Annotated in this window: 19 protein-coding genes and 1 other RNA gene; 7 read left to right on the top strand and 13 right to left on the bottom strand. The window is 44.4% G+C overall.

Annotated features, from left to right (window positions below):
- Window positions 1–174 precede the first annotated feature (174 nt).
- A complete protein-coding gene (gene pepP / locus ACYQ28_RS15850) occupies window positions 175–1,494 on the bottom strand; it encodes a Xaa-Pro aminopeptidase (RefSeq protein WP_460051581.1) in 1,320 nt (439 codons plus the stop codon).
- 10 nt (window positions 1,495–1,504) lie between these two features.
- Window positions 1,505–2,212 carry a UPF0149 family protein gene (locus tag ACYQ28_RS15845; protein ID WP_460051582.1) on the bottom strand — a complete coding sequence of 236 codons (708 nt, stop codon included), beginning with the start codon at window positions 2,210–2,212 and terminating at the stop codon, window positions 1,505–1,507.
- 243 nt (window positions 2,213–2,455) lie between these two features.
- Between ACYQ28_RS15845 and ACYQ28_RS15840 the strand changes: the two genes are divergently transcribed.
- The 4 genes from ACYQ28_RS15840 (at window position 2,456) to ACYQ28_RS15825 (ending at window position 3,937) form a co-directional block, all read left to right on the top strand.
- Complete coding sequence (locus ACYQ28_RS15840; protein WP_460051583.1) at window positions 2,456–2,680, top strand: TIGR02449 family protein; 225 nt, start codon at window positions 2,456–2,458, stop codon at window positions 2,678–2,680.
- Between the two features lie 25 nt (window positions 2,681–2,705).
- Complete coding sequence (locus tag ACYQ28_RS15835; RefSeq protein ID WP_460051584.1) at window positions 2,706–3,005, top strand: cell division protein ZapA; 300 nt, start codon at window positions 2,706–2,708, stop codon at window positions 3,003–3,005.
- Between the two features lie 95 nt (window positions 3,006–3,100).
- Window positions 3,101–3,277: non-coding RNA, 6S RNA (gene ssrS, locus ACYQ28_RS15830), on the top strand.
- 51 nt (window positions 3,278–3,328) lie between these two features.
- Window positions 3,329–3,937, top strand: a complete 609-nt coding sequence (locus tag ACYQ28_RS15825; protein WP_460051586.1) for a 5-formyltetrahydrofolate cyclo-ligase — start codon at window positions 3,329–3,331, stop codon at window positions 3,935–3,937.
- Between the two features lie 61 nt (window positions 3,938–3,998).
- Here the strand turns inward: ACYQ28_RS15825 and ACYQ28_RS15820 are convergent, their stop codons facing one another.
- Both ACYQ28_RS15820 and ilvA read right to left on the bottom strand, forming a co-directional pair.
- Complete coding sequence (locus ACYQ28_RS15820; protein ID WP_460051587.1) at window positions 3,999–4,136, bottom strand: hypothetical protein; 138 nt, start codon at window positions 4,134–4,136, stop codon at window positions 3,999–4,001.
- A gap of 406 nt (window positions 4,137–4,542) precedes the next feature.
- Window positions 4,543–6,072 carry a threonine ammonia-lyase, biosynthetic gene (ilvA, locus tag ACYQ28_RS15815; RefSeq protein ID WP_460051588.1) on the bottom strand — a complete coding sequence of 510 codons (1,530 nt, stop codon included), beginning with the start codon at window positions 6,070–6,072 and terminating at the stop codon, window positions 4,543–4,545.
- A 129-nt stretch (window positions 6,073–6,201) separates the two neighbouring features.
- Here ilvA and rpiA point away from each other — a divergent pair, with 129 nt between their 5' ends.
- Entirely contained in the window at window positions 6,202–6,870 is a 669-nt protein-coding gene (gene rpiA / locus ACYQ28_RS15810) for a ribose-5-phosphate isomerase RpiA (RefSeq protein WP_460051590.1), read from the top strand.
- Between the two features lie 315 nt (window positions 6,871–7,185).
- The gene (locus ACYQ28_RS15805; RefSeq protein ID WP_460051591.1) at window positions 7,186–7,806 is read left to right on the top strand and encodes a LysE family translocator; all 621 of its coding nucleotides are present in this window, start codon (window positions 7,186–7,188) and stop codon (window positions 7,804–7,806) included.
- Window positions 7,807–8,104: 298 nt separating this feature from the next.
- On the opposite strand, the gene ACYQ28_RS15800 is transcribed toward ACYQ28_RS15805, so the two are convergent.
- The 5 genes from ACYQ28_RS15800 to ACYQ28_RS15780 form a co-directional block, all read right to left on the bottom strand.
- Window positions 8,105–8,449, bottom strand: a complete 345-nt coding sequence (locus ACYQ28_RS15800; protein WP_460051592.1) for a TRL domain-containing protein — start codon at window positions 8,447–8,449, stop codon at window positions 8,105–8,107.
- Window positions 8,450–8,739: 290 nt separating this feature from the next.
- Window positions 8,740–10,140 (bottom strand): cryptochrome/photolyase family protein, encoded by a 1,401-nt coding sequence (locus tag ACYQ28_RS15795; RefSeq protein ID WP_460051593.1) that lies wholly within the window; start codon window positions 10,138–10,140, stop codon window positions 8,740–8,742.
- Window positions 10,141–11,124 carry a YbgA family protein gene (locus tag ACYQ28_RS15790; RefSeq protein ID WP_460051595.1) on the bottom strand — a complete coding sequence of 328 codons (984 nt, stop codon included), beginning with the start codon at window positions 11,122–11,124 and terminating at the stop codon, window positions 10,141–10,143.
- A 405-nt stretch (window positions 11,125–11,529) separates the two neighbouring features.
- Window positions 11,530–11,853, bottom strand: coding sequence for a DUF4156 domain-containing protein (locus ACYQ28_RS15785; RefSeq protein ID WP_460051597.1), 324 nt, complete (start codon window positions 11,851–11,853; stop codon window positions 11,530–11,532).
- A gap of 61 nt (window positions 11,854–11,914) precedes the next feature.
- Window positions 11,915–12,820 (bottom strand): alpha/beta hydrolase, encoded by a 906-nt coding sequence (locus tag ACYQ28_RS15780; RefSeq protein WP_460051598.1) that lies wholly within the window; start codon window positions 12,818–12,820, stop codon window positions 11,915–11,917.
- Between the two features lie 470 nt (window positions 12,821–13,290).
- Between ACYQ28_RS15780 and serA the strand changes: the two genes are divergently transcribed.
- Window positions 13,291–14,520 carry a phosphoglycerate dehydrogenase gene (gene serA / locus ACYQ28_RS15775; RefSeq protein ID WP_460051600.1) on the top strand — a complete coding sequence of 410 codons (1,230 nt, stop codon included), beginning with the start codon at window positions 13,291–13,293 and terminating at the stop codon, window positions 14,518–14,520.
- 241 nt (window positions 14,521–14,761) lie between these two features.
- Here the strand turns inward: serA and ACYQ28_RS15770 are convergent, their stop codons facing one another.
- From ACYQ28_RS15770 to ACYQ28_RS15755, 4 genes are all read right to left on the bottom strand, one after another.
- Window positions 14,762–15,628, bottom strand: coding sequence for a DUF3108 domain-containing protein (locus ACYQ28_RS15770; protein ID WP_460051602.1), 867 nt, complete (start codon window positions 15,626–15,628; stop codon window positions 14,762–14,764).
- Window positions 15,629–16,005: 377 nt separating this feature from the next.
- Window positions 16,006–16,959 (bottom strand): alpha/beta hydrolase, encoded by a 954-nt coding sequence (locus ACYQ28_RS15765; protein WP_460051604.1) that lies wholly within the window; start codon window positions 16,957–16,959, stop codon window positions 16,006–16,008.
- Window positions 16,960–17,098: 139 nt separating this feature from the next.
- Window positions 17,099–18,547, bottom strand: coding sequence for a TonB family protein (locus ACYQ28_RS15760; RefSeq protein WP_460051605.1), 1,449 nt, complete (start codon window positions 18,545–18,547; stop codon window positions 17,099–17,101).
- A gap of 557 nt (window positions 18,548–19,104) precedes the next feature.
- Entirely contained in the window at window positions 19,105–20,061 is a 957-nt protein-coding gene (locus ACYQ28_RS15755; protein ID WP_460051607.1) for a D-hexose-6-phosphate mutarotase, read from the bottom strand.
- Window positions 20,062–20,266: the final 205 nt, after the last annotated feature.

Raw genomic sequence — 20,266 nt, 5'->3', positions numbered from 1 at the left:
ATTTTTACTTGAAAGGCGAGAGGATAGTTTGTATGAAAAATTCTAGATCCACTGAAGTTTTTATCGCTTTGTGAATTAATTATTTAAATTACTCTGGGTGAAGAAATGTTGCTGTTTAAAAGAATCAGAGCCTTTGGCAATAGGTAAGACCAAAGGCTCCTGATTTATTATTTTTTAAGATGCTATTAGTGCTTCAATTTCTTCAACCGTTTTTGGTACCGATGCCGTCAATACTTCGTGTCCATCTGTGGTAACCAAAACATCGTCTTCAATACGAATACCAATGCCGCGCCATTTTTCATCGACATTTTCATTGTCGGGCGAAATGTATAAGCCCGGTTCAACGGTTAAACACATGCCGGGTTCAAGAACTCGCCATTGACCCGACACTTTATAATCACCCACGTCGTGCACGTCCATTCCAAGCCAATGACCAGTGCGGTGCATGTAAAAATCAACATACGCTTGGTCGGCAATTAATTCGTCCAAGTTACCTTCAAGCAAACCCAAATCAATTAAACCTTGGGTCAATACTTTTACCGCAGCTTCGTGGGGTTGATTCCAATGATTACCGGGTTTTACTGCATCGATTGCTGCGTATTGAGCGTTTAGAACTACTTCGTACAAGGCTTTTTGTTCTTCGCTGAATTTTCCGTTGACCGGAAATGTACGAGTAATATCGCCCGCGTACATTTCGTATTCGCAACCGGCGTCAATTAAAACAAGATCGCCGCTTTCGAGTTTTTTGGTATTTTCGATGTAATGCAAAATACAGCCATTCTTACCACTGCCAACGATGGTGTTGTAAGCCGGTGCACGCGCGCCGTTTTTCAAAAATTCGTGGTGCAGTTCGCCTTCGAGCTGATATTCGTACATGCCGGGCTTGCAGGTTTTCATAGCGCGGATATGCGCTTGTGCAGAAATTTCTCCGGCGCTTCTCATTAGCTTTGCTTCGGTGGCGCTCTTAAATAAACGCATGTCGTGAAGGAAGTGATCCAGATCTTGCAGTTCGCCGGGAGGCACAGCACCGGCTCTTGCTTGGGCACGTAGTGTGTTTATCCAACTCATAATGCGTTGATCAAAATTAGGATCGCGGCCAAGGCTGTAATAAACGCGATCGCGGCTTTCAAGCAAGCCGGGTAGAATTTCGTCGATGTCATCAATGGGGAAGGCGTCGTCTGCCCCAAAGTTTTCGACAGCACCTTCAGGGCCTTGGCGGTAGCCGTCCCAAATTTCTTTTTCACGGTTGCGTTCACGTACGAACATGACAAATTCGCCATGTTCGCGACCGGGAATAAGCACAAGCACGGCTTCAGGCTCGCAAAAACCGCTTAAATAATAGAAGTCACTGTCTTGGCGATAGGTAAAGTGTGTGTCGCGACTGCGGGTTTTTTCTTCTGCCGCAGGAATAATCGCAATGCTGTTTGGCTCGATCATGGCCATCAATTCTTTGCGACGGCGAGCAAATTCTTGAGCATTAATTTTGGCTGACAAGGTGGCTTCCTCAGTGAATCAATTTTGACGGTCCAGTGTTATTTGCCGACGAGTTATTGGTGTTTGTGGGACGTTTAGTGTCGAAATTCTCGTAAAGCGTAAGCACCGCAACCTTTACATATTCGGTAATTTCTACGAAATCAAATTCGGATTGATCATCAAGTTCTTGGTAGTTTTCTGCGGTTTGCTTGCTGATTTGGGCGAGATCCATGATCAACTCTTGGGACTCTTTTGAAAGTGCCTCCATGCTCAGCGCGGTCTTGTCTTTACTTTGCGCAAGTCCTGCTAAAAAACCGTGAATCCACTCTGATAATGCTAGGGCTCTTTCTGAAAGAGGCGCATCATCGGTGTTTGGCAGTTGTGGCTGAAAGCTTAATGAGTTTTGCGCGAGTACTTTTGCGCTGGCCAGATAAAAGCTCAGCAAGGCTGTTCCTAAAGCTTCGTGTTCGGTTGGACTCTTATCGATGAGTATTTGCAAATCTTGGAGCCACAGCTCAGGTGGCAGTCGTCTGCACAAATACGCGGTTAGAAAACCGTGAATTTCACTGGCTCCGGCCAGTGCATCGAATTCATCCAGCGTTTGGGTCAATTGTGCATAAGAGGTATCGGCTTGGTTATCAGACATAAGGCAGTATTTAACGGGTTGATCTGTTGGTGTAAGTCTACAAGGCGGTAAGTTGTTGGGGCATTTCCCAAAATTCACCAGTATTGCCGCCATGCTATCATGTTTCTTAATTGTGGCTGGGAGTTCTATGAGAGCCCAATCACCAAGCCAATAAGAATTAGTGCCTAATAACGGCAAATTCGTAAAATTTAAACCTAAGTATCGGCTAAAATTGATTATTTGAGACTTGCAGGTTGATCAAGGTTTGATCCAGTCTGCAGCCAAGCAAGTGAGCGATTGACCCGCATAGATCGCCGCAATATAGTTAGTTGATTCGATAGGACGATACAAATAGTTATGGTAGACGATATTCCACCAGAGCAATCTCTTGTGGCGATGGAGCGCAAGATCGAGGCTCTGATTAGCGCTGCTCAACAACTGTTGAAAGAAAATCAGGCCTTGCGTGCTAATGAACAACGTTGGCAGCAAGATCGCGCTCGCTTAATCGAAAAAAACGACCTCGCACGGACTCGTGTTGAGGCCATGATTCATCGCTTAAAAAGTTTAGAATCCCAGCCGTAGCTGTGATTTTGTCGATAAGAACCCTATGCAAAGCGCCAAAACCGTCATCGTTAGCATTCTTGGTAAGCAATACCAAGTCGCTTGTGCTCCTGAGGAGTACGAGGATTTGCTGCGTGCTGCCCGCCAGCTTGATGAGCGTATGCGCGCTATTCGTAACTCCGGAAATGTGATTGGCATTGAGCGTATCGCGGTTATGGCGGCGTTGAATCTCTGCCACGAGCTGCTTGCCGCTCAATCGCAACCAAAACCTATCTTTGACGAGTCTATGCTTGAGCGAATGTCGTCTAAACTGGATGATGCGTTGTCAAAATTAAACGATCAGTAGTTTCTTTAATGCTCATACGTTATAAATTGGCAGCTATAAATTAAAAATCATCTAGATACAAGAGTTTTTCCGGCGACAGTTTTCGGTATACTAGATCTCCCCTGAGGTACTCGCCAGTCGACAAGTCCTCGAGCCGATAATGTTACCCCCGGAGGTAACTCGCAAATACCGGTGTGCATGTCCGCGTGACGGAAAGCCTAAAGTATTTCAGTTGCCACCCCTTGAACCCTACGGTTCAAGGCCAAGTTGGCAGCGGTATTCTCGGGGTTCCTATACCTAGGCTACAGTCGCTTGCTCTTTAAGACACAAAGTGAACAACAAGCATGTATGATTTAGGTTCAGTTGAGCGTAAACAAGACCTTCGTAAACGACTTCGTCGCGCACGTGCACAGCTGGATATGAAAGCGCAAATAGCGGCCGGTGAAAAGCTTGCCGAACAAGTTGCAACCAGTTTGATGTTCTTGAGTGCCAAACGTATTGCGATTTACCTTTCCTATAAAAGCGAAATTCAAACACGCCCCCTTATTGAAAAAGCGTTGTGCTTTAGCAGCAAGCGGATTTTTGTGCCCGTAATTGATGAGCACAGAATGTACTTTCAACGCTTTGATCATCAGACAGTATTGGTGCCTAATCAGTTTGGTATTGATGAGCCTGAGCGAAATCTTATCCAGACGATAAGTCCGCGGTTTTTAGATATTGTTTGCCTACCACTAGTGGGTTTTGACAGTAAGCTTAATCGGCTGGGTATGGGCGGCGGCTATTACGATAAAACGTTCGCTTTCAGAAAAGAGCGAGGCAGAAAGCCGTTTTTACTGGGATTGGCGCACTCTTGTCAGTTTAGTGAAGATCCCATTCCAACCGAACCTTGGGATATTCAATTAGACGCAGTAGTTACCGAGCAACGCTGGTATTTTGCCAATCAACAGCAGTGATATTTTGAGCATAAAAAAACCGGCAATAGGCCGGTTTTTTTATGGGGGATTTTCGTAAACCTTATTTAAAGGCAACACCCTGTTGCAGTTGCGCAGGCGGTTCGGACTCTGACTTAAACAAATCGCTAGCCCCAACGCTGGATGCCAAAACGCCAATAAAAAATATTGCTGCAGCCAAGGTAAGTACATCATGTTTCATATGAATGTCCTTACATTTCACTCTTCTTGTGATAATAATTTTTTTTAATAAGCGATATTGGAAGAGCAAGCTTTATACCTAAAAATGCTGACAAGACCAAGTACTTATGAAGCCATACTTATCACAAATTAGTTCTCAGAACGGTGGGTATTCTAAGCAATGTAAAATCCTATAGATGCTAAGCGGATCACAACGAAAGTGAGTGCATGCTAACAAACTATGAACGTTTCTTTACCGTGGGAATCTGTGTTTAAAGACGGCTTAATAGAAGAATTTCGTGATATTTTGAAGAACTTGAATAATACCAATTTTGGTCTACCGCGCTGACGCGAACGGTAGGTAGGTATCAGATGAGCGCACAGAAAGATTTGTGTGTGCGCTCATTGGGCAAAAGTTCGAGCCGAGCTTACGCTAAAAACAATCGGTAGGCTTCGTTATCAGTTTCATCCCAGAGTCGATAGCCGTCTAAGGAGCGTAAGAAAGCCTCCGCTGTTTCAATTTCGTTTTCTGGAATCTGCATGGCGACCAGAATCCGAGCGAAAGCACTGCCGTGATTACGGTAGTGGAACATGGAAATATTCCATCGTCCGGCTAAGTGCTTTAAGAATTTCAATAAAGCCCCTGGGCGTTCTGGGAATTGGAATCGATAAACTCTTTCGGTTAAGGGTTTACCTTCAACGATAGGCCTGTGCCCGCCAACCATGTAACGAATGTGAAGCTTGGCCACTTCGTTATCTGTTAAATCAACAACTTTGTAGCCTTTTTGCGCTAACTCATCGACCAATTCTTGGCGGCCGTTACCACCGTGAGAAACTTGAATCCCTACGAAAATGTGCGCCTTATCTGATGTGGTAAAGCGATAATTAAACTCGGTAATATTGCGTTGACCCAAATCAGAGCAGAATTGCGCGTAGGCACCGGGCTTTTCAGGAATTTCTACGGCGATAATTGCCTCGCGCCGCTCACCGATTTCGGTGCGCTCAGAGATGTAACGTAGGCGATCAAAGTTGGTGTTGGCGCCGCTATCGATAGCGATCAACGTTTTATCTTTAGCACCATTTTGTTCCACGTATTTCTTTAGGCCTGCCAGTGATAAAGCACCGGCGGGTTCGGCAATGGAGCGCGTATCTTCAAAAATATCTTTGATGGCTGCGCAAATTTCGTCAGTATTTGCCGTAATTACGCCATCAATGGTGTCTTTAAGAACCTCAAAAGGCGCCTCACCAATCTGTGCCACGGCTACGCCGTCGGCGAAAATTCCGACTTCTGATAAGACTTCGCGCCGACCCGCTTCCATAGCCAATTTCAAACAGGCGGCATCTTCCGGCTCGACGGCAAACACTTTGATGTTAGGTCGAACGTATTTGATGTAAGCCACTACCCCAGCGGCAAGGCCGCCACCGCCGACGGGAACAAAAATCGCGTCTATGTGCTTCGGATGTTGTCGCAGGATTTCCATCGCGACGGTGCCTTGTCCGGCAATAACATCTGGATCATCGTAAGGTGGAATATAAGTGTAGCCTTTTTCCTTCACGAGGTTTTGCGCATAGCGAGACGCTTCGTCGAACATATCGCCGTGTAAAATTACGTTGGCGCCAAATCCACGTACAGCGTTAACCTTAATCGCCGGCGTAGTTTTGGGCATAACGATAGTGGCACTGACACCTAAGTGCTGAGCGCTATAGGCAAGTCCTTGAGCATGATTTCCGGCCGACGCGGCGACAACGCCTTTCGCTTTTTCTGATTCAGATAATTTCAAAAGCTTGTTATAGGCGCCGCGAATCTTGAACGAAAATACCGGTTGTAAATCTTCGCGCTTAATATAAATCGAATTATTTAAGCGTCGAGAAATTGATTTTGCATAATCGAGGGGCGTTTCAACAGCGAGATCGTAGATGCGAGCGTCTAAAATACGCTTTATATAAGAATCCAACATAGCAAGAACACGAGTTTTGGTTAGCAAAGGCGGCAATACTAACTTAACTTAGCTAGATAAGTCATGAAAAGGGCTTTATTCCGATTAGACGGTGACTATAATGGCGCCAAAAATTGAGGGGAAACCGCAATGAACCAAGATCAACTCAAGCAAGCTGTGGCGAAAGCCGCCATCGATTATATTGCACCTAAATTAGAATTGGATTCGATTGTGGGTGTAGGTACTGGCTCGACGGCGAATTATTTCATCGATTATCTTGCCGAAATCAAAGGCACCTTCGACGGAACCGTCGCCAGTTCAGAAGCTTCCGCCGAGCGTTTAAAAAGTCATGGCATTCCTGTGTACGATCTCAACGTGGTTGATCGAGTTTTGGTTTATGTTGATGGCGCCGACGAAACCGATCCTAAAAAAATGCTGATTAAAGGCGGTGGTGCCGCATTAACACGCGAAAAAATTGTTGCCGCGGTTGCCGACGAATTTGTGTGTATTGCCGATGGCAGTAAATGGGTTGATGTACTTGGTGCGTTTCCGCTTCCGGTTGAAGTCATTCCCATGGCGCGTTCTCACGTTGCCCGTGAGCTTGTTAAATTAGGTGGAAGTCCTGTGTATCGAGAAGGCGTGGTTACCGATAACGGCAATATTATTATTGATGTTCACGACATGCAGATCCACGATCCTGTGGCGTTGGAATCGCAGATTAATCAAATTGTTGGTGTGGTTACCAATGGATTATTTGCGGCACGTAATGCGGATGTATTGCTGCTTGCGACAGCCGAAGGTGTTAAAACCCATTCGTAAATATTGTGTTTAAAATGAATTTAATAATGTAAGTAATAAATTCAGAAAAGTTGTATCAAGTGGTTGTTAAAGTCTAGGGACCTCTCATTAACGCATTCGTGATTTAATCAGAGGGAAGAAATTGAAAATGCGATTTCCAATTTCTTCACAATTTCGATCACTTATACTTCTTAGAGTTGGTGGCACATCTCTGTGTCGCTGGAAACACTAGGTTAACCAGAGTTTCTTCTACTTGATTGCGTCACAATAAAGGCCGATTTTTATCGGTCTTTATTTTTTTATTAAGTGCTAACTTTACCTAAGCTGTGATGGATTATGATTGATTTCGAATATTGGAGCTTTTTCTTTGTTGCAGCACTTGCACTTAATTTATCGCCCGGTCCAGATTTAATTTATGTGCTAACGCAAACTATTTCTGGTGGCAAAAAAGTCGGCGTTGCCGCTGCATTAGGTGCTTGTTCCGGTGCCATGGTGCACGTTTGCGCTGCTGCATTGGGTGTTTCTGCGGTTATACAATCCTACCCATTCGGGTTCAAAATTATTAAGTATCTAGGCGCTGCTTATCTGGTTTATCTTGCTATTCAGGCGTTTAGAACATCTAAAATATCGCTCACCGATTCAAATATAAAAGACAAAAGCCCTTGGCAGGCGTATAAACACGGCGTATTAATTGACCTTTTTAACCCCAAGGTTGCTATTTTCTTTTTGTCTTTTTTACCACAATTCGTTCGTAAAGATACTGGGCATGCAGGGCTACAAATGTTACTGCTGGGAGCCATTATCGTATTTATGGCCGCGATCGTAGAAGTGATTGCTGTACAGCTTGCTGGTAAAATTTCGTCAAAATTAAGAAGTGAGCCAAAATACGGTGTGTGGCTTAATTATTTCGTTGGTTTTGTATTTACTGGTTTAGCGGTAAATCTGCTGATTCCTTAAATCGAATTTTAGCGTTTCTAACAATTTTTTGTGCGGTAAGGTTGCCGAGAGACGTTATAAAATTGTTTAAAAATTCTCTATTAAGTCCTCTGGTTAAGTTGTGAAAAAATTAATCAGAGGGCGGAAGTCAAAAATGCGATTTCTAATTTTCTTTCAAAGCTTTAATTATTTATCGCTCCCGAGCTTTGCAGCACAGACCTGTATTGGTACGGGCTCTAAGATAATCAGAGTTTTCTGTGACGATAAATAAAATGGTTTTAAATATCAAAAATAAATGGGAGATTGTTCTCCCATTTATTTATTCACCATAAACGATAGTTGTAGTTTTGCTGAATAAGCCTAATAAAAAGCTCTCGTTTTTAAAATCTATGTGATGGATTTTAGAGATGTCGCCATTTTCCATGGCTTTGGTAACGCTTGAGTCGCCGTAACCCACTAGCCAGAGAACGGATCCTGCGGAAGATTCACCGGATTTATTCGATTGGCTGTCTTTATCTATAGGGGCAGATAATAAAGGTGCAGTACTCGTTACCGATTTTGCCAGTAACCCCGGAGGAGTTGCGCCGCCAGGATGAATGGATGATGCACAGCCAGTGCAAAGAGAAATTAAAGCAGCCATAAAAAGTATAAATATTTTGGGCATGATTATACCTACCATTTGAGTTGACGATTTAGGGAAGTTTATTGTTGTTTTTTTGAATCGTCTGTAAGAGTAGGTTGTTCAAAATAAGTTTTATTTTATGGCTTATTTTTTTAAAGTTTTTTTTGCAAATAAATTAAAGTTAATGCTTTAGTTTATTTTATTTTTTAATAAGCTATCAACCTTTGTAGGTTATCCGGTTTTTAACTATTAGAATAATTGAGTGTATACCAACGGAAAGTTCTGATTAATTGCCTCGTGATTTAATCAGAATTTCCCAAAAATGCGCATATTTATATTTGCTTAAATGTCTTCTCTAATATGTCCAGTGTATATTTTCTTTCTTTGGCATAATCAACAATGGGTTTAGGATAATTTAATGTTGCGCACTGTGTGTCTGTGGGTTGATGGATTTTTTTATTGGTAATGGATTTGAGTTCGGGAACGAATCGTCGAATATAATCGCCATTGGGGTCAAATTTTTCCGACTGTCGGTAAGGGTTGAATATTCGAAAGTAGGGCACTGCGTCGGCACCTACTGAAGCGCTCCATTGCCAACCACCGTTATTACTAGCGAAGTCGCCATCGATAAGATGTTGCATAAAATAGGTTTCGCCGAGATGCCAATCAATGCGCATTAATTTTGTTAAAAACGCGGCGACGATCATCCTTACTCTGTTGTGCATCCAGCCGGTTTGATTTAATTGTCGCATTCCTGCATCAACGATTGGGTAGCCGGTGTGTCCAAGACACCATTGATCAAACAGTTTGTCATTGTTCCACGGAAGGTTATCGCCAACGGGTTTAAAGCAATAACCTTTGCTGAGCTTTTTATCTTTGGCCATTAGATGGCGATAAAACTCTCGCCAAATTAATTCCGTTGTCCATTGTTTTTCTAATGCTTCGTGTCCCGAATGTTTTAATAATGTGTTTAGGCATTCTCGAACACTTAAGGAGCCAACGGTTAAATATGGCGAGACGGTACTGGTACCGTTGATGTTCGGAAAATCACGGTTTTCTTCGTAATCAGATTCTCTGTTCTGGATAAAAGACTCAAGATGTGCGTGTATTTTATTGGCGTCACTCAGCCACAAATCTTCGCGATAATTTCCGCCGAAAGCTGGAATTTTATCGCTTTTTATAGCGCTTTCTGATTGTTTTCTGGGAGCTTTTACAACGTCTAAATCCGATAGTGTTATGGTTTTTCGCCAGCGGTTTGCAAACGGCGTGAACACTTGAAACATGCTGCCGCTGCCATTTACGACGCTACCGGGTTTTGCAATAACGTCTCCGTCAAAGCGGTGAGTGTTAACACCAATATGCGATAAGGCCTTTTCTACCTGTAAATCACGTTTGGCTTCGTTAACAGGGTATTCGTTATTAAACCAAATCGATTCGATATTTAATTTACTGCAAAGCTTTGCGAGTTGTTTGGGAATATTCGCATACCAGTCTGATATTAAAATTTTTACAGGGATATTTTTGGTATTTAGTTGTTTCGCTAACGCAATTAATGTGTCTCGTATAAGACCTATTTTTGCGGGACTATCGTTGTGCTCTTGCCATTGTTTTTCGCAGATACAAAACACGGCAATCGTAAAACCGTTTTTGGAGGCGTTATAAAGAGCAGGGTTGTCGGTGATGCGAAGGTCGTTACGCAGCCAAACCAGCTGCGTTTTTTCAGTCTGTGTCATTTATATTTGATTGCGTAGGCCGAGTTCAAGAGGATAGGGGTCTAGGTAGACTTGTGATCGAATATAGTCGTTACCGTAGCGATCGACATAATGTTTGATCATGGTCACCGGTACACTTAACTGCACAATACCTCGGCGGTATAGGTCGATAACTTCTAATAAGTCTTTGCGAATTTCTCCGTCAACGGTTCGCTTTAGATAACCCAAAATATGTTGCAGGGTGTTGCAGTGATTTTTTCGCGTTGCCGGTTTGCTGAGCGTAGCCATAAAGCAATGAATGTATTGGTCGAGTACTTCGCGCTCGGGCTTTTTGTCGTGATTGGCCACGATTCTGCCAGCTTCACGATAACCTTTCTGCGAATGCGCCATTAAGGTGTATTTGTAGCGGCTGTGGAAGTCAACCAGGGCAGCAAAGGACGGCTTTTTCTCTACGGATTCACGCCAGTAGTGCAGAGCGAAAACGCGCAAAATAAAATTCTCGCGCAATGGAGGGTCGTTTAATCTGCCTTCTTCCTCAACCGGCAGCACCGGATTGTTGTCCATCACGGCTGCGGCGAATACGCCTCTACCTTTCTCTTCACTGGGATAGCCGTAGCTCTTGCTGCTGGTATCGTCGTTGTAGACCTTTACTCGAAATGCACCACAGCTTGGCGAGTTCTTGATAAAAATATAGCCGCACAGATCAGTTAATTGTTTTGATGTGGTATCGCTGTAACTGTACATGCGCTCGGTAACATCAAGGTTTGGATCGTCGCTGCCGATAACGCGCGGTTTTTCGGGGTCACCCACCAAGCGAATGGTTGGTCTTGGAATACCCAAACCGATGGCAACTTCTGGGCAATAGGGTTTGAAGTCGAACACTTTACTGAGAATGTCGGTACAAAATCGCGACCGTTTATGACCGCCGTTATAGCGAACTTCTTGGCCGAGAACGCAGGCACTGATACCAACGGGTATGTTTTGAGAATGTATTCGGTAGGGCAAGATTAATATCCAATAAGCTGTATGACTGTGTACGACTTAGAAGTGATTACGCGTAAGCCAGTCGTGATTAATCGGAAACACTAATCGGCTCGCCCCTTTTTAACGCTTTCTTTAGTTAGTCGATAAAAATACAGAGGCAATTAGAGTGTTCGATAATAAATTTATGTACGTTACAGATTACAGCTTAGATCAATTAGCAGCGGCTTTTAGAAGGCCGCTGTAATTTTTTAGACATTTATTGAAGAGCGAACCCTGATTAATCTAGAGTTTCTCCCAATACAAGGATGTGTCGCCCATTTCAAGAGCGGTAAGTGATTGAAGTTGTTAAGAAATTGAAAATCGCATTGTCAATTTCTGTCCTCTGATTAATTCATGGATGAGTTAATCAGAGGTTCCAAGAGTTTATCAAGGGCACTGGTACATGCTGAATTGTTGGCGGCCTTCTACGGGCTGGTCAATTGGTACGATCACGTTTGCATTCATGGCTGCGGCGTCGTTGCGCGCTTGGGTGAGCAGTTCTTTTTCAACCTTGTCTTTATTGCGTGAGATTCCGGTAACCTTATCAACGCCGCTGACGGTTAATACGCCCAAAGATTTACAATTGGCGACACTGGTGGATCGTCTCACGTCCACTTGCTCACCTTGATCAGTCAGTTTTACCCAGCTACAAGCACTTAGGCCGCTTACTAGCAGCACCGCAGCCACGATGGCGGTCTTTTTGTACAACATTTGTTCCTCGCTTTTGTGTATTTCTCAAATTACCAATAACGTGTATATGACAACTCTTTGATTAATTTTGTCGAAAAAATTCACCAATTTCAGCAATCGCTTGATTGGCTTCTGGCAAAATTGGCGCAAAACCTTGGAATACGTGAGGCATATCGGCAAACACCGATAATGCCACAGGGCTGCCCTGTTGCTGCGCTGCGTCGATAAATTCTTGGGCATCTTGCAGCAATATTTCGCGATCGCCCACTTGCAAAAGCGTTGGTGGTAATTCGTTTAGATCGCCAAAAACCGGAGACACCAGCGGATTATTGAGCGTCGCTTGTTCCTGCAAATAATTGGCAACTACATACGGCAGCGCTTTTAAGCTCAAAATAGGATCGTTGTTGTCGGTAAGATTTTTGCGCTGGTAGTTTAAATGTATTGCTGGAGACAATAGCACGCAGGCATCCGGCAGCTTATGTTGTTGCTCTTTTAAGGCCAATACCGACGCAAGCGCTAGATTACCACCCGCAGAGTCGCCGGCAATGTAGCAGCGTTCGGCTAGGATCTCGGAGTCTGGGCCGTGTTTGATTAACCATTGAAAGCCGTGGATGACATCTTCTAAGCCATTTGGGAATGGGAATTCCGGCGCTAAACGATAATTTAGCGCTAAAACCGCGCTTTGACTGGCCTCCGCGATGCGAGAAATCAGGGCTCGATGGCTTGACGACGAGCCTGCCATCCACGAGCCGCCGTGCACGTACAAAAGTCGTCGCTCGGTTTGGCAAGTGGCTGGAAGAATCCACTCACAGGGCAGATCTCCCACCAGTACGGGTTTTATGGTTGTGCTTGGCACCAGGTTGAGTGTTTCGGGACTGGCTGCGAAATACAAATCCAATAGCGCACGTTTGTGCATCGGGTGGTTACCACTCGACCAAGAAAGATCCGCAATGGATTTCATGTGTGCAATCACGGTATCCAGACTCATCGTAAACCTCAGTCAGTTAGTTGTACGTTTACCGATTCAGGTTCGAATACTTAAGCCGGTAAAAAGATTAATTACTGATCAGCACTTGGGAACAATCAGGTCTGTGCTATTATAGCGCCCCTTTTTCGCCGCAGAGCGCTGTTTAATTGCGCTGACTCGGTGATTAGAGTTTCGAAGCGTTAGGGATTTCTGATGAATTTATTCGTAAATAATTCAGAAAACAGGCATTTCAATAACGCGATAGTTATTGAAATTAACGACACCTTTTTTTGTTTGTGTCGATGCAGTTTTATTTGTGTCGATAGAGTGTGTCGACAGAAGCTCCGCATTTATGCGAGTTTCCTATTATAACTCCATGAGAGAAAGCGCTACGGCGCCAAGCAATTAGCTGGTTCAGCGACAGCTGACTGGCACCACCGCCAATCAACGTTACAGTGATTGCAACCATTTAGTTGAGGTTAAAGAGCATTATGGCCAACACGTCGCTCAATAAAGACAAGATTAAGTTTCTCCTGCTTGAAGGCGTGCATCAGTCGGCGATTGATACACTGACCCAAGCCGGTTACAGCAACATCGAATACATAAAAACCGCAGTGCCCGAAAACGAGCTGATCGAAAAAATCAAAGACGCTCATTTCGTTGGCATTCGTTCCCGCAGTCAATTGACTCGCCGAGTATTTGAAAACGCAGAGAAGCTAATCGCAGTAGGTTGTTTCTGTATTGGTACCAACCAAGTTGATTTAGACGCTGCACAAGAGCACGGTGTTGTGGTGTTTAACGCCCCATATTCAAACACACGTTCTGTAGCTGAGTTGGTAATTGCTGAGGCGATTTTATTATTGCGTCGAATTCCTGAGAAAAACGCCGATGCACATCGCGGCGGCTGGCAAAAAAGCGCTGAAGGCTCCTACGAGATTCGCGGCAAAACCTTGGGTATTGTGGGTTACGGCTCGATTGGTACTCAAGTCAGTGTGCTTGCCGAAGCCTTAGGCATGAAAGTGTGTTTTTACGATACCATTACCAAGCTTCCTTTGGGTAATGCAACGCAAATTCGCGATCTGAACGAGTTATTAGCCATTTCTGATATCGTTAGTTTGCACGTACCAGAATTGCCATCCACCAAAGATATGATCGGTGAAAAAGAAATTGCAGCCATGAAAAAAGGCGCAATTCTTCTGAACGCTTCTCGCGGATCGGTTGTGGTTATTGAAGCATTAGCGGCGGCGCTTGAGAGCGGTCACCTTGCCGGTACGGCTATCGACGTATTCCCGGTAGAGCCACGCGGTAACGACGATGAGTTTATTTCTCCTCTGCGCGGCCACGATAACGCGATTTTGACGCCACACATTGGTGGTTCTACGCAAGAAGCGCAAGAAAATATCGGTTCTGAAGTGGCTGAAAAATTGGTCAAATACTCAGATAACGGTACCACTATTTCTTCTGTGAATTTCCCAGAGGTTGCGTTACCGGCACACACGGGTACACACCGCTTGTTGCACGTTCACAAAAATATTCCGGGCATCTTGTCTGAAATTAACCGAGTATTTTCTGAAAACAACATCAACATCTGTGGCCAGTTCTTACAAACTAAAGGCACCGTTGGTTATGTGGTGGTTGATATCGACGCAGACTACAGCGAAATGGCTCTAGAGCGTCTTCGCAAAATCAACGGCACAATTCGCGCGCGCATCTTGTTTTAATAGCGTTTGCTATTAACAACCGTTGAAATAAAAAAACCTCGCATTAGCGAGGTTTTTTTATGCGTTAATCAGAGGATAGAAATTGCAATGCGATTTCCAATGTCTTCACAATTTCAATCACTTACCGTTCTTGAAATTGGCGACATATCCTTGTGTCGCGAGAAACTCTGGTTAATCAGAGTTTCCTGTAGCCTGGTTTGATTTAGCAGTAGTGCGCAGTTATTGTTGCTGTTCTTTAAAATTAGCGTTCGCTTAAATCCTGCTTAATGGCATTCAGTCTTGGCACGTCGCTGATGCTTAGGCTATTGGTTTGGCCGTCTTCTGTGTGCTCTAGCTTCACAATGCTGTAGGCCAAGTCTTTTGCCAGCCACACTCGTGTTGCTCTGTCGTCTTCGCTATCACGCTTTTCAATCAATAATGCCTCGAATTTGCCAACGTCGGTATCGATAACATCATTGCCAACAATTTCAAAATGATACTCTTTAACACCACGTTTTTTGGCAATCGTATAATCAACACCTTGTTCTTGAACCTGCGGAGCGTTACACGCTACATCTAATTGCAGGCGCAATTGGTAATTCAAAGCATCGTGTAACTCGTTGTCGAACATCACCGTGTTTTCGCCTTTGGCGGATTCACTCACATAGGTATGCTGTTGGTAATCGGCTTTAATGGTTAAATCTTTGCCGTCACCCATGCCTTTGCGCTTATGTTCAAATTCGCGCAGCTGCCAGCTGGGTAAATCGAATACGCTTTTTTCCTCAATTCCTAGAAATAACCAATTGGCTCTGGATTGCATTTCCCAGGCATCGTTTTCAAGGGAATTGATGGTGCGTTCAGACTTAACCGATACAGAGTTTACGGTGGCATTGTATTTAAAGGTAACGCCATCGAGCTGATTTAATATATTCAGTTCGCATTCATTGATGGCATTGTTTGGGTTACCAACAAGGGTGGGTTTAGACGGTTGTGAGCTAGAAGCAAAGGGCTCAGAGGCTACTTCTGCGTGGGCAGATGTAAGCCATAACATGCCAGAAAATAACGCCAATGAAATTGGTTTTAAACCAATAAGAGTCGGTCGCGAAAAGTGCAATCTACGAGAAATCACTCAACCCCCAAAGCTGTTTAACGCAAATAATGTGAATAATTAGAGAAGGTAAATACGCTTTACTCAAGCTCAAGTCATGATGATAACTCGGCTTGCCTGAACGGGATCAAAACCAGCGACGTTAAGACATAAAGTCTAGCAACTTGTTCAAACCTTTAACCAGCTGCGTTTAAACAGAATTTTTGACGGGAGCTTTTATAATTTTTGGTGAATTTAAACATTAGGAAACTCTGATTAACCAGAGTTTCTCGCGACACAAGGATGTGTCGCCAATTTCAAGAACTGTAAGTGATTGAAATTGTGAAGAAATTGGAAATCGCATTTTCAATTTCTGTCCTCTGATTAAATCATGGATGAGTTAATCAGAGGTTCCATTACTAATAGGCGAGAAGTTCTTTCTCAATAATGGCCATGACTTGGTTGCGATAATAATCGCTTTCGTTCACCAAATTATGTTGCGCATCCATAATAATCTCGGCGGTCAAATTAGGCATTTTTTCCTGCGCCAGTGGTAGGTTGTACGTCCAATCTACGGTTTGATCGTCATCGCCTTGAATATAAATTATCTCAGACGAGTTTGATTCGAAACTATTAAAACGCGCGATCCACTCTTTTAACGCGGCAATCCATTTCATAGAGACCTTATTAAATTGCAAAGGATCTGTGCGTAAAAAATTAGCAAATTCTTTGTCGTGGCTACCGACCTGATGCAGACTTCTTGGAAAATACTTTAGCCAGGGATAAACCAAGCTGTGGGCGTTGCCAACAAAGCCCCAACTCTTGATGCGAATCAGCGGTGCTAGCAAGAGTGTTTTGGCGAAATTGTGGTCTGGATGGGTAAACAAATAATCAAAGATAACGGCGCCACCAGTGCTTTGGCCAATGGCGATTTGCGGGCCGGTAAGCTGCAAAGTATCTTGGATTTGCTCGATGATATCCTCAAAAACTCTGGTGTAGGTAGTAAACGAATCGATTTCGATACGTGCACCGCTGCTTAATCCGTGCCCCGGCTCGTCGTAGGCAACCACGTTGAATCCCAAGTTAATGAGATGACGAATTAGGTGATGATACAAACCGGTGTGATCCCAATAACCATGCACAACTACCGCAGTGCCGCGGGGGTTCTCCGGTTGCCAGCTTTGCACTGCAATTTGATAACCCTGAGTCGATAACTTACCAAATAGATAGCGATGTTTAGATGCAAACCTTAGTCGGTAGTAGTCGAGGTAATTTTCGTGACGTTCGGGCAGTGTTTGACCGATTTGAGCGGCTTTTGCAGCGTTCGCTAAGGTTGGCCAGTGGTTGGCCAAATCGAGAAAATCATCAGTCATACAAAGTGTTCAATGTAAGTAAAACTGCCAAGGTAACCAAAGCCTGAATCAATAACAAGGCGCAAGGTTTTTTAATGCGATCTAGGCTGGATTCCACCAGCAAGAGCAAGGCTAAACCAAGCTCTTACTGTAATTGATGTTAGTTGGAGATACGAAAACGAATTTCGATACGGAAGTTATATAGGCCTTCTTCTAACAGTGATAACGGCGGCGCCGGAAATGGTTTGCTGTTTTCAACCGCCCGAGAGGCGGCCTTATTAAAAAAGGAATACTTTGACTCTTCGGTAACCGCAGAGTTAATTACATTGCCTTCGTTATCGAGCTGAATCGAAATGCTCACCTCACTTTCGCGGCCCAGTTTTAAACCACGTTCAGGAAAAACCACGTTTGAATAAATCAGGTCGCGAACCGATTCGTAGTAGCGCTTGTTCGAGAGAATATCTTCGGCGGTAATGGCGGCAAGATCTTCTTCAGATTCCTCTTCCTCTTCTTCAGGTAGGTTACCTGCAGCGGTGAGAGGCACGGGCGATGTGGAAAGCGACGCGGCAAGAGGCTGAGCTGCATCCTCGTCTTCCGATTCTGGAATTGTCTCTGCTGAGCTTACAGAGTGCTCCGCAATTTGAGTTACCTCCGGCGCAGAATCGTCAGACTCTTGCTCGTCGGCAGCAAGTTCTTGTGGTGGCTGAGATACCGGAGTATCGACGGTTTCAGCCGGTGCTTGCTGAGCTGGTGCGCCGCTGTTGTTGCCATTATTGCTGTTGTTATTACCACTGTTGGTAACATTACTACTGTTGTTGCTATTGCCGTTACCGTTGGCAGTTTGAGCCAAGCGCTGAGAATTCCCTTGAGTGGGTGCAGCTGGGGGTGTAGTTGATCCCGTTTGCGCTCTAGGTACTGGTGTTGCGGCAACGGCGACTGTTTCGGTCTCTGTTTCGCTGGGGTCCTCTGGGGCAGCCAGCCAGTTTGCTGTGATCTGCTCCAGCCTGGTCGGCGTTGCTGCCAAACTGTCGTATCGAGACTTTAATTCGATACTAACATCTCCGGCGGCGAGAATTTGCTCTTTGAAATGAGTAGACGGTGGTACAGGGCCAATCCAGGTTTGCATCAGCAACTGGAACAGACCACGCGACTCAATGGTACCTAATGGCAAACCATTAATATCGACGGAGACTCCGGTGCCGGTATTGACGATGCGAAGTTTATCGCCCGGAATAAGACGGCCTTTGATGAGGGAGGTCAGTGAAACGAGATCATTGGCGTAGAATTCTAAGTCGTCGGGTTTGGCGTTGATGGAAACTGCTTCTACCCAGAGACGCGACATGCTGCGTGGACTGATCTTGTCGGAAACAATTTGGTATTCCATAACTGCATTAGTATTAATGCCTAACGCGGTAGTCGCATCCGTAGTCGGTTGATCTAAATAAAGCGCGGCAATGTAACGCTCTTTGCCGAAGCTTTCATACACAGACATTCCATTTAACGCTGCATTTGCAGAAACACTAAGCAGGCTACCCCAAAACAGCCCTAGAACCGCGTATGCGTTTAGATGAGATTTGAATGACATCCTCGAAGCGACTTGCTTTCTCACACAATTCCCCTTTTGCCAGTGCCAAGTCCTGAAAATAAAAAATGGCGATGTACGTTGGTGTTTTTATCAAGCTAAAAATAATTGTTATATGGGTCTAAGCCCTGTCAGGTACTCAATCAGTTAAGATTAAAATACAAACAATTTATTGACGCTTTAGACCGAAAAAGCCTTACATATATATGTGATAAAAAATTTAAGCGACAAACAATATCGTATCGTTATTGTGGTAGTGTGAAAGTTAGGCAAATTTGTTCTTATGTATATAAAAAAAAATCGGTGACGAAAAGAGGCGCGCGCTCGAAAAAAACAAAAATCGCTGTTCGAAATGTAAAAACATTTTTTATGGTCGTTTATAGTAGAGTCGCACTCGAAAAGGCTGCGTTAAGCGACAATGCAGTGCGTAAAATAGAGTCAGCGAGGCTCGTTCTTATCGACACTAAATACGAGCAAATTTAGCGCCGATAAGAACTTCGAATTTTGAGGCGGGTTAATCCAAGGCTTTTTCAATTTGCTGTGGATAAGTTCCCAGAGTTTGATACAGGCCTTGGGTATCGGTGTTAAATTTTTGTGGGCTGGCTGTGTGTAATTTGTGTGTAGTGACGGACAGTTTGCCCTGCCGCCAATTCTGGTGCGTTGTCTAGCAGTGAAGCAGACTCTACGCACACCATCTTTTGATAGTCCTGTGGATTAAAATCACTCAAACGCTGCGATTTATCGACCCAAGGATTCCAAATTACCCAGCTTGGTAAATTATGACTGTGAATATCGATACGACCTTGCTGGTCTTCCTCAATCAAGTGCACGGTTGATGGTCCAGTTGGGCACACTAAATCCGTTTCTTCCGTAAAGTTGAGCGCGTCGGTCTGGGATTGCTCTAACCAATTTTCGGCCGCATTAAAACAAACAGTGTCTTCTAATCCAGTTAGATAACATTTTTCAACATTATCTACCGCCAAATACGAATGCAAGGCCAGTGAATATTGGAATGCACTAAGGCCGGTATTTGTAACTGAAAGCGTTAACTTCAAGCTTTCGCCGACGCGCACTTCTAAAGAAAGCCGAGCCTGATATGGCCAGGCTGGATAAGTTTGTGGCGTGACATCAAGGCTCAGCGTCAGCGTGGTTTCGTTGGGTGATGCCACAATATCATCGAGCTGCCATTGCAGATTGCGCACAAAACCATGTGCAGGAGCGTTTTCGACATCTTCAACCTGTTGGCTAATGGCTGCTAGATTGCTTTTTAAATCGCCAAACCATGGCCAGCAAATTGGAATGCCGCCGCGCAGTGGAACATCCGGTAAAAATCGATTGGCACTGCTTAAAAACAAGGTCGGTTTTTCGCCGTGGCGCTGATATTCGCTGACTTGTGCACCCTGTAAAAACACGGTGGCTACGGCCTTGTCATTGGTTACGGTTATCGCCGGTAGGCTTTTATGAATTTCAATTTGTACACCCGGTAATTCGCCAAAACGGGCGTAAAGTGTTTGAAGCGTTGTGGCAAGATCACTCGACATAGGATTTCCTCGAACATTTTCCCTATTCTCGCAAAAAATTAGCGTCGATGACGAGGCCCAATCCATAGCAAAGACGTGTTATGGACTCTGCCTAGCTGCCACTTAAGGTGAATTTGTGGTACTTTTAGATACCGGAGTAGAGAAAGCCTGAAAATGTTTTGGGCAAACTCGCCACCAACAAATTATCAACTTGCCAACCCGCCAG

It is taken from the genome of Sessilibacter sp. MAH1 (assembly GCF_054658315.1).
This window is presented reverse-complemented; position numbering and strand designations above follow the sequence as displayed.